This is a genomic window from Sulfurimonas sp. (assembly GCF_041583195.1).
In the GTDB taxonomy this organism is placed as follows: domain Bacteria; phylum Campylobacterota; class Campylobacteria; order Campylobacterales; family Sulfurimonadaceae; genus Sulfurimonas.
Window position 1 is genome coordinate 85192 of the sequence record NZ_JBFHGL010000007.1, and the last position, 15008, is coordinate 100199.

The 15008-nt window shown below is 32.8% G+C and carries 16 protein-coding genes; 6 read left to right on the top strand and 10 right to left on the bottom strand.

From position 1 onward, the window contains the following. The first annotated feature begins 141 nt into the window (after positions 1-141). Positions 142-1866: a hypothetical protein gene (locus ABZA65_RS07930; RefSeq protein ID WP_373072423.1), complete on the top strand. Its 1725-nt coding sequence runs from the start codon at positions 142-144 to the stop codon at positions 1864-1866. On the opposite strand, the gene ABZA65_RS07935 is transcribed toward ABZA65_RS07930, so the two are convergent. Together ABZA65_RS07935 and serB are read right to left on the bottom strand one after the other, a co-directional pair. After that, entirely contained in the window at positions 1867-2196 is a 330-nt protein-coding gene (locus ABZA65_RS07935; RefSeq protein ID WP_373072425.1) for a hypothetical protein, read from the bottom strand. Continuing rightward, positions 2196-2819: a phosphoserine phosphatase SerB gene (gene serB / locus ABZA65_RS07940; RefSeq protein ID WP_373072427.1), complete on the bottom strand. Its 624-nt coding sequence runs from the start codon at positions 2817-2819 to the stop codon at positions 2196-2198. Before serB ends, ABZA65_RS07935 begins: the two co-directional genes overlap by 1 nt. Positions 2820-2873: 54 nt before the next feature. Between serB and ABZA65_RS07945 the strand changes: the two genes are divergently transcribed. Then, complete coding sequence (locus ABZA65_RS07945) at positions 2874-3785, top strand: methylenetetrahydrofolate reductase (protein WP_373072429.1); 912 nt, start codon at positions 2874-2876, stop codon at positions 3783-3785. A gap of 9 nt (positions 3786-3794) precedes the next feature. Further along, on the top strand, positions 3795-5045 hold the full coding sequence (gene serS / locus ABZA65_RS07950) for a serine--tRNA ligase (RefSeq protein WP_373072431.1): 1251 nt from the start codon (positions 3795-3797) through the stop codon (positions 5043-5045). Positions 5046-5100: 55 nt separating this feature from the next. Here serS and ABZA65_RS07955 read toward each other — a convergent pair whose 3' ends face one another. From ABZA65_RS07955 to ABZA65_RS07970, 4 genes are all read right to left on the bottom strand, one after another. Next, positions 5101-6045 (bottom strand): YbgA family protein, encoded by a 945-nt coding sequence (locus ABZA65_RS07955; RefSeq protein ID WP_373072433.1) that lies wholly within the window; start codon positions 6043-6045, stop codon positions 5101-5103. A 12-nt stretch (positions 6046-6057) separates the two neighbouring features. Further along, positions 6058-7179 (bottom strand): hypothetical protein, encoded by a 1122-nt coding sequence (locus tag ABZA65_RS07960; RefSeq protein WP_373072435.1) that lies wholly within the window; start codon positions 7177-7179, stop codon positions 6058-6060. Between the two features lie 75 nt (positions 7180-7254). After that, positions 7255-7689, bottom strand: coding sequence for a rhodanese-like domain-containing protein (locus ABZA65_RS07965; protein WP_373072437.1), 435 nt, complete (start codon positions 7687-7689; stop codon positions 7255-7257). 27 nt (positions 7690-7716) lie between these two features. Further along, positions 7717-8178 (bottom strand): rhodanese-like domain-containing protein, encoded by a 462-nt coding sequence (locus tag ABZA65_RS07970; RefSeq protein ID WP_373072439.1) that lies wholly within the window; start codon positions 8176-8178, stop codon positions 7717-7719. Positions 8179-8389: 211 nt separating this feature from the next. Between ABZA65_RS07970 and ABZA65_RS07975 the strand changes: the two genes are divergently transcribed. Further along, positions 8390-9496, top strand: a complete 1107-nt coding sequence (locus tag ABZA65_RS07975; RefSeq protein ID WP_373072441.1) for a GGDEF domain-containing protein — start codon at positions 8390-8392, stop codon at positions 9494-9496. A gap of 10 nt (positions 9497-9506) precedes the next feature. Here the strand turns inward: ABZA65_RS07975 and ABZA65_RS07980 are convergent, their stop codons facing one another. The 4 genes from ABZA65_RS07980 to nhaA form a co-directional block, all read right to left on the bottom strand. After that, positions 9507-10283 carry a protein-glutamate O-methyltransferase CheR gene (locus tag ABZA65_RS07980; protein ID WP_373072443.1) on the bottom strand — a complete coding sequence of 259 codons (777 nt, stop codon included), beginning with the start codon at positions 10281-10283 and terminating at the stop codon, positions 9507-9509. Then, positions 10283-10858 (bottom strand): CheB methylesterase domain-containing protein, encoded by a 576-nt coding sequence (locus ABZA65_RS07985; RefSeq protein WP_373072530.1) that lies wholly within the window; start codon positions 10856-10858, stop codon positions 10283-10285. The genes ABZA65_RS07980 and ABZA65_RS07985 overlap by 1 nt, the downstream gene beginning before the upstream one ends. Then, positions 10842-12479: a methyl-accepting chemotaxis protein gene (locus tag ABZA65_RS07990; protein WP_373072445.1), complete on the bottom strand. Its 1638-nt coding sequence runs from the start codon at positions 12477-12479 to the stop codon at positions 10842-10844. The genes ABZA65_RS07985 and ABZA65_RS07990 overlap by 17 nt, the downstream gene beginning before the upstream one ends. Positions 12480-12554: 75 nt before the next feature. Then, the gene (nhaA, locus tag ABZA65_RS07995) at positions 12555-13844 is read right to left on the bottom strand and encodes a Na+/H+ antiporter NhaA (RefSeq protein WP_373072447.1); all 1290 of its coding nucleotides are present in this window, start codon (positions 13842-13844) and stop codon (positions 12555-12557) included. A gap of 94 nt (positions 13845-13938) precedes the next feature. Between nhaA and ABZA65_RS08000 the strand changes: the two genes are divergently transcribed. Together ABZA65_RS08000 and tpx are read left to right on the top strand one after the other, a co-directional pair. After that, on the top strand, positions 13939-14379 hold the full coding sequence (locus ABZA65_RS08000) for a heme-binding domain-containing protein (protein ID WP_373072449.1): 441 nt from the start codon (positions 13939-13941) through the stop codon (positions 14377-14379). Positions 14380-14490: 111 nt separating this feature from the next. Continuing rightward, the gene (tpx, locus tag ABZA65_RS08005; protein WP_373072451.1) at positions 14491-15000 is read left to right on the top strand and encodes a thiol peroxidase; all 510 of its coding nucleotides are present in this window, start codon (positions 14491-14493) and stop codon (positions 14998-15000) included. Positions 15001-15008: the final 8 nt, after the last annotated feature.

The window sequence follows — 15008 nt, forward strand, 5'->3', positions numbered from 1 at the left end:
GTACTGTTAGTTGTGTTAATATTACCTATGTTGGGTTAATGTCATACGAATTATTTAACTTTTAGAGATCTGTTTTTAAACTTCATAAAAATAGAATTTATATGGAATATAATTTGCTTTTTTATACTAAAAAGTAGATATATGAAACCATACATAATTCTAATTACTCTGATTCTATCAAACTTACTATTCGCCAAAGATTCCGATTATTCACTAATAATTGACAAACCATTTAACAATGAACTTATCTCTATTACACAAGATTATGACAGAGATATTAGTGCAGTTGGGTTTATAAACAATTATAAAACAAGTTCTAATGAAAAAAACTCATATACAAATGCTTTTGACTACCTCGCAAGCGTAAACAGTAAAAACGGCACACATATGCAACTGATCAAAGCAGACCATGGTGCCAATGTTGTTATAGACAAAGCCATCACACTCCCTAGTTTTTCAAAAGCAGTATCGTTGGTAAAAACTCCAAACAACGGTTATTTTATCGGTGGTCATACAATGGATGGTCAACTTTTACTTTTAAAACTTGACTCAAATGCAAATATAGTTTTCAAAAAAAAGTTTGGAACTAAAAACTTTGACAGATTAAAAAATATAGTGCAATTAAGTGATGGTGGTATATTAGCAATCGGTTCATCTGCTACATCTAGAGATACAAGTGATCCAGTATTTAAAAGCGGTCTTGGACTAAACGATGTTTTTGTGACTAGATTTAATAAAAACGGGTACGAGCTATGGAGTAAAAAATACGGTACAGAATATGACGATGAAGGTATAGATGCTGTTGAAGCAAGAGACGGCTCTATTATGGTTGTTAGCCAAACGCTTAACGGTAGTGACAAAAGTATGAGTTTAATGCGTATAGATGAAAACGGAAATAAAATTTGGTTAAAAAAATATGAATATGAAAGAGGTCTATTCCCGAGAAAAATGATCAAACTTCGTGATGACAACTTTTTGCTCTCAATCACTCAGCAAGATGAACTTTTTAAAGATCAAATCAGATTTATAAAGTTTGACCTAAGAGGAAATGAGATCTACGACAAACAGATCTTTACAAAGTATGCTTCTGCAATACTTGATATAAAAGAGTTTTCAGACGGCGGAATAATAGGAGCAGGATATGTTAAAGACACATACAATACAGATGCTCTTGTGATGGTTTTGGATCCTCAACTTAAAATGCTTTATCAAGATCATTACGGAGAGGACAATTATGATCTTTTTAATTCTCTTACTATTTTAAATAACTCGCAAGTAGCAGCAGCCGGTATCCATACTCAAAACAAATCTCAAGAGTCAAATATGTGGATCGTAAAGCTGAACAGAGACGGGACTTTAGCTCAAATCTCTTCTAATGCTGTTGACTTTTATCAAAAGCTCTTACAACTGTTTGCAGAAGAGATTAATTCAAATCAGATCAGAGTAAAAAGAGATCTATCTATTGAATTTTTAGATGAAAGACTGCTTTTTAAAGTATCTGAATATGAATTAAATAAAACACAGAAGATCTTCATCGATAAATTCTCAAACAAACTAATTCCCTTTATTAATAAATATCAAGATATTGTAAAAACATTAGAAGTAAACGGTCATACATCAAGCGAATGGGGAGATGTAAGTTTTACACAAAACTATCTAAAAAATGAAAAGCTATCTATGAACAGGGCTTACTCTACTATGAGTTATGTGTTTAATAATCAAAAAGAGAGACTAAAAAAATATCTAAGCGAAATATTTAAAGGAAGCGGTTACGGTTTTTCTAAAAGAATAATAATTGATGATAAGGAAGATAGAAAGAACTCAAGAAGAGTCTCATTTAAAATCATTTTAAATGAGAAAAAATAGTTACTCTTCTTCGTAAGCAGTAGCTCTAAAACTAAGACGTGTTTTGTCTTGCTTTAGTTTTTTATATAGTTTGAACTTTGCTTTTTCAAGTTCCTCTTTAGTGTATGAAAAAGCTTCGCATAGTTCATCATCAGATATATCTGCACTATCCATAGCAAAAAGTTTTAACTCTTTTTTTGTAAGTTTTGATTTCATAACAGCATATAGATCTTTATCATCGGCTATAAATTCTAATTCATCCATTACACAAAACTCTGCAAGTTTTTCTCTAAAACTGTTATCTTCGTTGTATTGTCTCCATACAGAGCTCTCTAAAACTGATTCACTCATTATATTTTCTCCAAAATTAAAGTAAGATCTTTTTCTTTTATTATCACGTTTGCTTCTTTCTCTAGGATCTCTCTTGCACAAAAAGCTACGCGCGTTCCTGCGTGAGCAAACATTGAAAGATCGTTTGCACCATCGCCGCATACTAGAGTTTCTTCTTCACTAACGCCTAAAATGTTTTGAAGACGAACAAGCATATCACCTTTTGAGAAGTTAAACATCATATCTCCGCCCACAAGTCCTGTAAGTTTTCCGTCTTTTTCATGCAGGGCATTTGAAAAGTCTGCATCGTAACCAAGTATATCTTTTGCATAGCTTGTTGCCGTTCTGAATCCGCCTGAAAAACATACAACTGTCATACCTCTTCTTTTAAGTTCAGCTATTGTTTCCTTCGCACCTTTCATATAAGGAAGGTTATGAGAGATTTTCTCAACTACGGAAAAATCGAGTCCTTTTAAAAGAGATACCCTTTGCTGCAGTGATTCAAAAAAATCAAGTCTTCCGCTCATTGCTTCTTCAGTAATAGCAGCAACTTGCTCGCCAAGTCCTAACTCTTCTGCAAAAAAATCTATTGTCTCACCATCCATAAGTGTAGAATCAAAATCAAAAACCGCTAGTTTTAACATATATTTTTCTCTCTTTAGTTATAATTACGGAATTATACCATTTAGGACTTGTTTTTGTTTGATACACTAATAGATAAACTAAAAAATTCAACATACATAACTCTTGAAACTACGCCTGGTCATTCTGCGCAGTTTACTCCGACTATAGAAAAAATAGCAGAGCTTGAGCTTGATAAATATGTAGACGGATTTAGTACTACTGACAACCCATTAGCAAAACTAAAATATAACTCGTTATTTGCAGCTAAGATGCTACAAGACAGATTTAACAAACCAGTAATTGCGACTATGAGTATGCGTGATCGTAATAAAATTGCGCTTCAGTCTGATCTGCTAGGTGCAAACGAAGTTGATGTTCGCGCAATACTTGCACTAACAGGCGATCCTGCGAACTTGTCTGATCAGCCACATGTAAAAGGTGTATTTGAGGGTGATTCAACACTTCTTTTAGAGATGATTTCTGCTTTTAATTCCGGTATGAACTATACAGGTAAACCATTTGCTGTAAGACCTAAAGAGATCTATCCTTTTGCAGTTGTAAATTCTTATGCAAGAAACCCTAAAACTCTTCAGAAGAAGATGCAAAAAAAGATAAAACACGGTGCACTTGGAATAATAACTCAGCCTGTATATGATGTTGAGAGTGCAAAGCTTCTACTTGATCTTATTGAGAGTGCAAATAACGAGTGTTGCGGAGATCATAAACGTGCCGAATTGATACTAGGACTTTTCCCTATTACAAAACTAAGAACTGCACAGTTTTTATCTGCTCATGTGCCTGGTATAAATGTTCCGGATTACTGGATAGATAAACTCCGCATCGCTTCAAAAGGCGGAGAAGCAGAAGAGTATAAGGTCGGATTTGAACTTAGTAAAGAGCTGTTTGAGGATCTAAAAGCACTTCATCCAAAGATGCATTTGATGACTGCAAACCAATTTAAAATTGCTAAAGATATATTAATATAAGGGTAAAAATTGATAGATTTAAAACTATTACAAAAAGATTTTGAAACAGTTAGTAAAAAATTAATTCGTAAAGGTGTAGATACTGCTCTACTTAAGGATTTAAAAGCAAAAAACGAGCACCTAAAAGCTGCTAAACAAGCTTATGAAACACTTCAAGCAGATCAGAATGCTATGAGTAAAGAGTTCCCTATCTATAAAAAAGAGGGAAAAGACATTTCTGAACTTAAAGCCAGACTAGATGAAAACAAGCTAAAAATAGCAGATGCTTTAGAGATCCAAAGAGAGCGTCAAGAAGAGCTTGAAAAAATCGCTATGGCTATTCCTAATATGCCTGATGATAATGTACCTGATGGTGAGGATGAAGAGGATAATGTTGAGCTTAAAAAAGTTCTTACTCCAAGAGAGTTTAGCTTCACTCCAAAAGAGCACTGGGAACTGGCTGAGCAAAATGGCTGGATCGATTTCGAGCGCGGTGTTAAACTTGCAACTAGCCGTTTCTCTGTTCAGTTTGGAATGGGTGCAAGATTAGAGCGCGCACTTATAAACTTTATGCTTGATTTTAACCGTGAGCGTGGATTTGATGAAGTAAGTGTACCTGCACTTGTAAACCGTACAGCATTAGAGGGTACTGGACAGCTTCCAAAATTTGAAGATGATCTTTACAAAATGGACAAGCAAGATCTTTTCCTGATTCCAACAGCAGAAGTTCCAGTAACAAATCTTTACCAAGATGAGATCTTACGCGAAGATGAACTTCCTAAAAAGATGACTGCATATACATCATGTTTTAGAAAAGAAGCAGGTGCTGCAGGACGTGACACTCGCGGTATGATCAGACAGCACCAGTTTCATAAAGTTGAGCTTGTAGCTGTTACACATCCTGAGACAAGCGAGAAAGTATTTGATGAAATGGTAGCTTGTGCATCTGATATATTGACTGCACTTGAACTTCCACACCGATTAGTAAACTTATGTACAGGAGATCTCGGTTTTGGAGCTGCTCACACTACAGACATCGAAGTATGGCTGCCTGGACAGAACACTTACCGTGAAATTAGCTCTATATCAAACACAAGAGAGTTCCAAGCTAGACGCGCAAAAATCCGTTTTAAAGACGGTAAGAAAAACTCTTTTGTACATACACTAAACGGTAGTTCATTAGCTGTTGGTCGTACACTTGTAGCTATTATGGAGAACTTCCAAAATGAAGATGGAAGCATAGATATTCCTAAAGTTCTAAAACCTTACTTAGGTATGTAACTTATTAAATAGGTAGAAACTGCTACCTATTTGAAATTTATTTCATAACAAACTCTTACTTTCCACTTTTTATATCTGAACGTAAAGCCAGTTCTTTTGGATATGGTTCTAAAAACATCTGCTCTAATAAATAGATAGATTCATATTTAGTAGCATATATCTTGAGTGTACTAAGAGGTACAATCAAAGGAACAATCTTTTTAGCATAGTCTTCTATTTGTTCATGCAACATTTTTTTCTCATGTTGGTCAATTGACTTTTTTATAAAGCCTGCCATATGTTCAAGTACATTTCTTGTTTTTTTAATACTGCTTTTTTTAGCTATTGTTGTTTTAAAAAGATGTTCATACTCTTCTAATATCAAATCAAAAGGTTTTTTATCATGATTACCAACGATCTTACCAAGTGATCTGTAGTGAACTTCAGCTTTAGACTGAAGTAAAAATTTTGCTTTTTGATGAAAAAGTACTAAGTCTTTCATTTGAGCATTTATTTTAAATTTTTCAAAAGCATCATAAGCAAAAACCTGCATTACAAAATTCTCTCTTAGCCATGGATCATTTAATCTGCCTTCTTCCTCCATAGGTAAAAGTGGGAACCTTTCCTTACATATCTTCGCAAAAAGTCCATCTGTTTTACCTTCAGTAAATCCATTTTCAGAATATAACTTTGCACTGCTTAAACCACAGCTAGGTGATTTTGACTTAAAGATAATTGCACTTAGTCTATATGAGCTAATTTCATCTAAATTCTCCATAGATGCTTTTAAAAGTGGATCACTCAGGTCTTCTCCTGTTTTATTTGATTCCACTATCATGGAGTTTTCTTTACTTACTAATCTCAGCGTTGGTCTTGGTGAACCAAAAGCTAAATCTTCAGGACAAAAACGAATGAACTTGGCAAACTTTGAGAGTTCATCAACTATGAAACTATCTCTCTTATGTCCCTTGTCAAAACGTACTTTTTCTCCAAGTAAGCAAGCTGATACAGCTATATTCATTAAAACTCCTTTTTATGAATTCTTACTTTCAAAATAGTTTAGAAGTCTAAAAAGTTCCTCTTGTTCATACTTTAGTTTATCTTGATCTAGTGTTTTTAGATAGTATCTTAAAAATGTCTCGGTTGAGTAAGTCCCTTTGATGCCGGAAGTCTTGAAATACTCTTTTATAGACTTAGATTTAACCGCATTTTTCCACATATATGAATCAAAATCATAAGCTTTATAATTTAGAATTCTTTCTATCATATCTTTATATTTAACTTGAAGTATAGATAGCTTTTTATCAAACTCTCTAAAATATTTTTTTGTATATATTTGCTTGATATTTACCATATCTTCCAACTCTTCTTTTATACATGCCCTTTCATGTATAGCATCAACATATACACCGCGGATCTTTTTAAGCTTTGCACCTATACTCAATCTTATCTTTTTATTTGTCGTTGTTTTAAGATTTTCTTCTCCACTTTTTAGATCTGCTTCTAGTGAGTTAATAAGTTCTGTTAACGATGGAATAGCACTTACATATTTTTCTCTTTGTTCCTGATTTTTTATATACTCGGGTTGTATTCGTAAAAAAATCATTTCAAAAGCATATTGTGGTATATCAACTTGTTCGCTTAAACTATTGTATGCTTTATGAAGAGTATCTATTGTATTGATCTTCTCTTTCATTTCACCATGTTCATATATTTTAGGATCCAGACTTCTAAGGTTATTATATGCCGTAAATAAAAAACGTTTTGCTAAAAAATAATCTAATTGCTCTTTTGTATTTATAACTGAAGGGGGTTTGCCTATTGCCTGTTCTATAGGACTAAAGTGAATTTTTAGGGCTTCATCAACAGTATAAGTTGAGGCTTCTACTTCCGTTTCATCATCTATATACTCTTCATCTGTTGAAAGATCTCTCTCATAAGCAGGTCTTGAAACAGTTTGATTCTCCGATGAGACGGTTATACCTATTAATATATCTTTATCCATCTCACAATCAACTAGCAAATTTACTTCCGGTGCAAGTTCAAACTCATCCCACTCTTCTATAGAGAAATTCATTTTTTCTTTTGTATGAAGAATTATCTTACCCTTACCGGTTTGCGGATTGTAAAAAATTATTCTACCTTGTATTTTCATCTAGAGCCTATAAGTAAAAGTATTGAATATTATATCCAATAATAATATAAGAATTAATGTAGAATATATCTATTTCTACTTTTTATATTCTTCTATAAATTCACGAGCATTGTCACCACGCCAATACTCAGCTAAACCTATCAGACCGTCTTTAAGATAACGTGCATCGTAACCTTTTAATTTTAAAAAAGTACGAGCCATGATTGCTCTGTCTTTGTGTGGACATGCAGTAACTATAGTTTTACTTTTATCAAGTTCATTTAAACGCATCGGCAGTTCATTAAGCGGTATATTTATAGATGCAGGCATATGCCATGCTTCATACTCTTCTTTGAATCTTATATCTACCAGTTGAGCCTTTTTCTCTTCAAGTAAGACTGAAAGTTCTACCTTACCGATTTTCATAGCTTTACGTTCTTCATAGCTAAAACTTTTAAGATACTCGTCATGTTTTGTATCTGCCAAAACTCCTGTCAAACATATACAAAAAATTAAAATTATTTTTTTCATATTACTCCAATTTAGTAGATAAACTTACTATTTATAAAGTTTCATTACACCCAGACCTGTGTCTATACCATATCCTGCTTTTGTCCAGGCCTTGAGTCCACCTTGAAGGTTAATAGCATTTTTATAGCCTAACTTTCTTAATGTCTGTGCTGCGAGCGCACTACGGTAACCTCCACGACAGTAAGTAACTATTAATGCATTTTTGTCTTTTATTTTATTAAGGACCCTAAACTCCAAACTTCCTCTTGTTATGGCATAATGATCATCTGCATATATTTCTCCCTCTGCTCGTTGTTCAACTTCTCTAACATCAAGGAGTATTACATACTTACCATCATCGAGCATTTTTTTAAGACTTTGAGGTGTTATCTCGCCAGTTTCCTTTTTAGCCTGATCAATCAACTTTTGTGTTTGTGGATGTTCTGCCAAAAGATATGTACTAAAACTCATGAGTATTATAAATAAAACTTTTAACATTGTATAGTTCAAAATTCTCTCCTTTTTAATTATTATTACTCTGTTACACTTATATCTAAATATTTCAGTATATCATAAATAGTTATTTATAGCTTCTTATAAAAGAAATGTTTTCAAAAATACACACCGAAAAAAATATAATATTTTTCATCAAATTAAATTTTAATATTAACCAAATTCAATCATATAAATGTTATTATTCCCGTATGCAAAAGGGGATTTTTTGTTTAAAAAATTAAAAGATAAATTTTTATGTAGAACTATATTTGGATTTGATAATGAAAAAACAAATCAGCAGTTTATGAAGTGGAGAAGGGATCACTCTTATACCCAAATAACATATTTAGCTGCCGTAACCGCTACTATGTATGTACTTTTAGCAACTATAAATATATATATCTCACCTAAAGAAATGTTACCTGACGCTGTTATATTAGAGATGTTTGTTATAGCACCTATGTTATATTTTATCTCCTATATAAGTTATAGAAAAAAAGATTTTTTATATGTAGAGCTAATGCTGTTTATCTCACCCATTGTAGCCGCTTCTTTACACCTTTACATAATTTCAAAACTAGAAGTATATAACTCTTATCAAGTTGAATTATATCTTATGATCATATGGATCTATACTTTATCAGGTATGAGTTATTATCATGCAATTGTTAGCTCCACTATAATATATATTTTGGGAATATCATTGCCATATACAATGTATAGTGATCAGATGCACCCTTTTATATTACACACTATGTGGATGAGTATATCTATGATATTTGGCTTATTTGGTGCATATTTAATAAAAAAATCTCAAAAAGAAAACTTCATCAAACAGCTTGAACTCGAAAAGATGGCTATAGAAGACAAGCTTACAGGTCTTTATAATCGTACAAAACTTGATGAAGTCTTAACACATGAACTACAAAGAGCTTCGAGATATAAAGAATCAATAGGACTTTTTATAATAGATATAGATTATTTTAAATCTGTTAATGATATGTATGGACATCTTGTCGGTGACCAAGTTATAATTGATATTTCAAAACTTATAAAGAACAATCTACGTTCAACTGATACTCTTTTTAGATGGGGTGGTGAGGAGTTTATAGTCCTATCACTTGAGACACATAAAGAAGAGGCAATGACTATAGCTCACAAAATCAATAACTATATAAAAGAAGCAGAATTTGATTTAGTCGGACATAAAACGGTAAGTATCGGTGTTACTACAAATAATGAAGATGATGATGTAACATCAATCATAAAACGTGCCGATGAAGCACTGTATTTAGCAAAAAACAGCGGTCGTGACTGTGTTAAATATATATAACACTCTTTAACTAATATAGATCAGCGTGCCCGAAAAACACATCATATTCATCTGTTTTTCTCATACTCTCTAAAATACCCTTTGCTTTTAGTTTTGTCTCTTTGTTAAAATAGATAAGCATATTTCTCGAAAATATAAAATCAAATTTTCCCAAATTTCTAAAAGACTCATCAAAAATATTTATTATTTTAAAAGACACAAGTGATTTTACACTATCTTTTAAAGCATATTTATCATCCTCTTTAACAAAGTAATTATTTAAAATATCACTAGATAAGTTTCTGACGTTTCTCTCACCGTACTGTGCCACTTTAGCTTTACTTATCGCATCTGAATTGATATCGATCCCCAATATACTAATTTTACTCGGAGCAACACCTGCCTCAAGCAAACTTATAGCTATTGAGTAAGGTTCTTCACCTGTAGCTGAAGGTGCACATAATATATCTACACTTGAATTTTTTTCTTTTACAAGTTTAGTAAGCTGTTCTATCTGCTTTACTTCTCTGTAAAAAAAAGTCTCGTTTGTAGTTAGATGATCAATCAGTTCCTGTTTAAGCTGTGAATCTGATTTTACACGCTCTAACAAGTTTGAAAAAGAGTATATCTCCCTTCGTCTGCAAAAAGATACAACTTTATTTTTTAATATGCTCTCTTGCCTGTCAAACGTAACGCCAGTTTCATTATGAAAATAATCGGCTATCGGCATAACATCATCAAATTCCTCTGTAGGTTTGATTACAACAACAGGCTCATTTTTATCTTTCTTTTTAAAAAAACTAAACATTATTCACAAAACTCGTATATTATTTTTGCTATCTCATCGATATCATAAACTTCTATGTTTGGTACAATTGCTCTTGCACGAGCAGGCATTCCGTCCACTATTGCACTACTCTCATTTTCTGTTATACATCTGGCACCATTTAAACTAAGCTCCTTTGAACTACTGACACCATCTTCCCCAATGCCCGTTAAAATCACACATAGTATTTTAATATCTTTTGCCAAAGATACGAAAGAGTTAAACAAGGTATCTATATCAGGATTATATGAGTTGTGATCACAAGCTTTGTTTTTAAAAACAAGTTCGGAGTTTTGTTTTTCTATATGTGTAAAACCTGTGCATAAATATATATGTGCTTTTTTTAATATATTATTATTCTCTACTACGCTTATTATATTTATGTGTTTATCTTGAAGTCTTTGTGCAAAACTTGGGATAAAACCATCCACCATATGCTGAGCAATTATAAAACTGGTATTTTCCAGCTTAGGTAGAGACTTGATTATTTTTTCTATTTGACTAGGCCCTCCTGTGGAGGCACCAATAAGCACTATTTTATCAGGTACGGAATGCATCAAGTTTTGAGTTAAGCTCGTTAGTCATAGAGTTTAGATGATCACTAGCCGCAGATATCTCTTCAACACTTCTTGCATTTACAGCAGATATTTCATTTATCTCTGCAACTTTACCAACTATAACTTCAATATCTTCTCCAGTTTTTTCAAAGTCTGCTACTGTTTTATCACTTGCGCGAACTGCTTCATTAACCAACTCAACCGTAGAGTTTATTTTCTCTTCTACACTTTGAGCTACATTTGCAAGCTCTTGAATCTCATCTGAATTATTAATCATCTGAGTTGAAGCATCACCTATTGACTGAACTACGACATTGATCGTTGCATTTATCTCTGAAAGTGTTTTTTGAGTACGCTCAGCCAGTTTTCTAACCTCGTCCGCAACTACGGCAAAACCACGTCCGTGTTCACCTGCACGAGCAGCTTCAATAGCGGCATTTAACGCTAACAAGTTTGTCTGATCAGCTATATCTGAGATAATAGTAAGTACTGTTTTAACCTCATCAGCATCTTTAGAAAGTGTTTCCATGCTATGAGATAGTTCAACTTCAACTTGGGCAGTCTCTTGAACTTTTGATGTAAGAGATATAATGTCGTCTCTTGCAGCATTAAGATTCTCATTAGCTTTTACAATATCTTTCTTAGACTCTTGCGCATCTTTAATAGCGATAATGATCTCACTTTGAACATCTTTAGCCTGAGTAGATGCTTCATTTACAACTGTAACAGAGTTCTCAACGTTTTGTCCTACACCTAAAGAGGTACTAGACAACTCATGTGAAATTGATGCATTTTCATGACTTGTTTGTTTTACAGAGTTTATAGTAGTTTGAACTTTTTCAATAAATAAATTTATATTATCTGCTACATCGCTAATTTCATCTTTTGCTTTTACAACAACCCTTTTTGTAAGATCACCGTCACCAATCGATAGTTCCTTTGTAACTTGAAGCATATTTGAAAGAGAATTAAGTATATTAGATGAGATTAATATTCCAAGTGAAATAGATGCCACTATTAAAACTACTAGTGCAACAATTGAATTAGTAACTATTGAGCTCTCTTGAAGTGTCATATTTTCCGTTGCTTCTACAACTTCCTCTTTAATTGAATCAATAACAGTACTAAGATCAGTTCCAATATTTCCGGCTATCGAATCTATCTCATTGTCCAGTGCAGCCCATTGTTCATCTGAAGCACGGGATTCAACCATATTTTTTAGTTTTACTTTTATTACAGGTTCAAGTTTTTCAAGTGCACTCACTACAGCTTTTGCTTTTGCACGCTCAACTTCAGTATCTGCAGAATTTAAAAACTTACCTTTAATACTATGAAAATTTGAGAAAAGCTCGTCTAGCTCTTTGACTCTTTCGTCAGAAACAGACCCCTCTTCCTTATCTATAATAATATCCATAGCCATTAGTGTAATGGCAGTATTTAGATGATCTAAATCTTTTGATAACATAATTTGCTCAAAGCGTTCTGCCTGTTCATGACCGGTAGATATAAGAGTTTTAGTTTCTGAATGACTGAAAATTATATACATAATAAACAGAGCTATTGGTATCAAAACAAGCATAAATACTTTTGCTTTAATTGAGACAGTGTTGAAAAAGTTCATTTTTTCCCTTTGTTATATTTTTGTTATATTGTATTAGTAATAAAATATACTAAAGCTTAAATATATAATTAAACATTATAAAACACGTTTTTTATAAGCTTTTAAGATCAACGCAACACCTATGATTCCTGCTATAAATGATGCTATAAAGATACCTATTTTGACAGCCGCTATCGTGTTTTGGTCTAAAAATGCCAGTTGTGTTATAAAAATCGACATAGTAAAACCGATTCCACCTAAGAAGCCAACAGCTATTATCTCATCCCATCCAAGGTCATCTGGTTTTTTAACTATTTTCATCTTTTGCGCAAGATAAGTAAAACCATAAATACCCATAGGTTTACCTAAAATTAATCCTAAAACTACCCCAAGAACGATCAGCATATTCTGTGAAACGGCTGAGAAGTCAAGTATAACACCGGCATTTGAAAAAGCAAACAAAGGCATGATCACAAAAGCAGAAAAACCGTGAAGTTGGTGTTCTAACTTTACCAAAGGGTTTTGAACCTTGTCGTAGTTATAAGCTATATCTTCTAGAGCATCTATTTGATGATGATTTAAAATAGGGATCTCATCTATATTTTTTTCAAACTCTTTTACAGACTCATTTGTACTTTGTATAAAATCCTGCTCATTAACTTTTGATCTTATAGGTATTGCAAATGCTAAAAGAACACCAGCTATTGTTGCGTGAATACCTATAGAATGGATAAAGATCCATAAAGCTATTCCAAGAAGCAGATAAGGCATAAGCATAGTCACTTTTTTAATATTTAAAGCCCAGATAAGACCATATACTACTGCTGCATGTAAAAAATACTGTGCATGAATTTCACTCGTATAAACAGTTGCAACTACTATAACTGCACCAAGATCATCAACAACTGCAAGTGCTACTAAAAAAAGCTTTAGTGCAGGATTTACTTTTTTACCAAGAAGCATTAAAATACCTAATGCAAATGCTATATCTGTAGCCATTGGAATTCCGAAACCTTTAGGATCATCCATATTTAAAGAAACATATATAAGCGCAGGAATTATCATACCTCCGATTGCTGCTACAATTGGAAAACTCGCTTTTTGAATCGATGACAACTCACCGATAAGCAACTCTCTTTTGATCTCCAAACCTACCATAAGAAAAAATAGGGCCATAAGTCCATCATTTATCCAGTGCATTAAACTCATAGATATCGTATGTTCACCTATTGTCACACCTAAAGCCATATTCCACAAAGCAAAATAACTCTCGCTTAATGCGCTGTTTGCAACGATTACGGCTGCCAATGTGGCTGCAAAAAGTAAAATACCACTAAATGATTCGTCTTTTATAAATCTTTCAATTGCATGAAGATGCTCAGTCAAGTCCTATCCTTTTTTAACATTTTATAGATTCAATATTGTAGCAATTTATTATTATTTATTTGTTAGAATCACAAAAATTTTTAGGAGATAAAAATTGCTTAAGAAAACACTGCTAATTACGCTATTCATATTGATTGCAATTCAATTTATAAGACCGGATAAAACAAATCCACCTATCGATAAGGCTATAGCGCTAAACTCATCAAAAGATGTAATGAATATATTGAAAAACAGCTGTTTCGACTGCCACTCTTATGAAACAAAATGGCCTTATTACTCAGAGATTGCACCTGTATCGTTTTTTGTAGCATCACATGTTAAAAAAGGGCGTAAGGCTCTGAATTTTTCTGAGTGGAAAAATATAGACAAAGATATTAAAAAAGCAAGATTAAAGCGCGCTATAATGACTGTTAATAACGGAATGATGGCACTACCGAGTTATGTATCTGTACATGATAATGCCGAGCTTAGTAAAGATGAAAAAAGTACCCTTATAAAATGGTTTGAAAAAGAGCTGGAAATTTTAGATCAATAAATCAGATTATTATCTACCCACTTTCAAAGATTTTTTTTTTACTTTTGTACAACTTAATAAATTAATATAAAAAAAATGTTAATATAATCAAAATTTTATTAAGGGATATATATGCAAACTACTATGTTTAAAGGAACAGAAGTTAAACTAGCAGGAAATGAGCTAAATGTTGGTGATGATGCACCAAAAGCTATAGCCGTAGGTACAGATTTAAGTGACATTGAGGTTGGAGGAGCAAAAGACAAAATCCAACTGATCATTACTCTACCGTCATTAGATACTGATACTTGTGCAGCTGAGACAAGAAGATTTAATGTAGATGTAAATAATCTAGACATTTGTGAAACTACTGTAATCTCTATGGACTTACCTTTTGCATCTGACAGATTTTGTTCAACTCAGGGGATAGAAAACCTAAGCGTAGCATCTGATTATATAGATAAAGAAGTTAGTAAAGCATACGGTGTTTTAATGGCTGATAACAAACTAAAAGGTTTAAGTGCAAGAGCTGTTTTCGTAGTAGATAGAGAGGGGAAAATCGTATATAAAGAGATAGTACCTGAAGTTACAAGCGAACCAGATTACGAAGCGGCATTAGAAGCTATTAAACAAGCAAGATAATTTTAATA

Bases quoted from the DNA above. Each gene is read 5' to 3' on its own strand.
- ABZA65_RS07930 (WP_373072423.1), top strand. From the start codon at position 142: ATGAAACCATACATAATTCTAATTACTCTGATTCTATCAAACTTACTA.
- ABZA65_RS07965 (WP_373072437.1), bottom strand. From the start codon at position 7,689: ATGAAAAAAATAATTTTAATTTTTTGTATATGTTTGACAGGAGTTTTG.
- ABZA65_RS07935 (WP_373072425.1), bottom strand. From the start codon at position 2,196: ATGAGTGAATCAGTTTTAGAGAGCTCTGTATGGAGACAATACAACGAA.
- ABZA65_RS07990 (WP_373072445.1), bottom strand. From the start codon at position 12,479: ATGAACTTTTTCAACACTGTCTCAATTAAAGCAAAAGTATTTATGCTT.
- ABZA65_RS07960 (WP_373072435.1), bottom strand. From the start codon at position 7,179: ATGAAAATACAAGGTAGAATAATTTTTTACAATCCGCAAACCGGTAAG.
- ABZA65_RS07955 (WP_373072433.1), bottom strand. From the start codon at position 6,045: ATGAATATAGCTGTATCAGCTTGCTTACTTGGAGAAAAAGTACGTTTT.
- tpx (WP_373072451.1), top strand. From the start codon at position 14,491: ATGCAAACTACTATGTTTAAAGGAACAGAAGTTAAACTAGCAGGAAAT.
- ABZA65_RS07985 (WP_373072530.1), bottom strand. From the start codon at position 10,858: ATGCATTCCGTACCTGATAAAATAGTGCTTATTGGTGCCTCCACAGGA.
- serB (WP_373072427.1), bottom strand. From the start codon at position 2,819: ATGTTAAAACTAGCGGTTTTTGATTTTGATTCTACACTTATGGATGGT.
- ABZA65_RS07980 (WP_373072443.1), bottom strand. From the start codon at position 10,283: ATGTTTAGTTTTTTTAAAAAGAAAGATAAAAATGAGCCTGTTGTTGTA.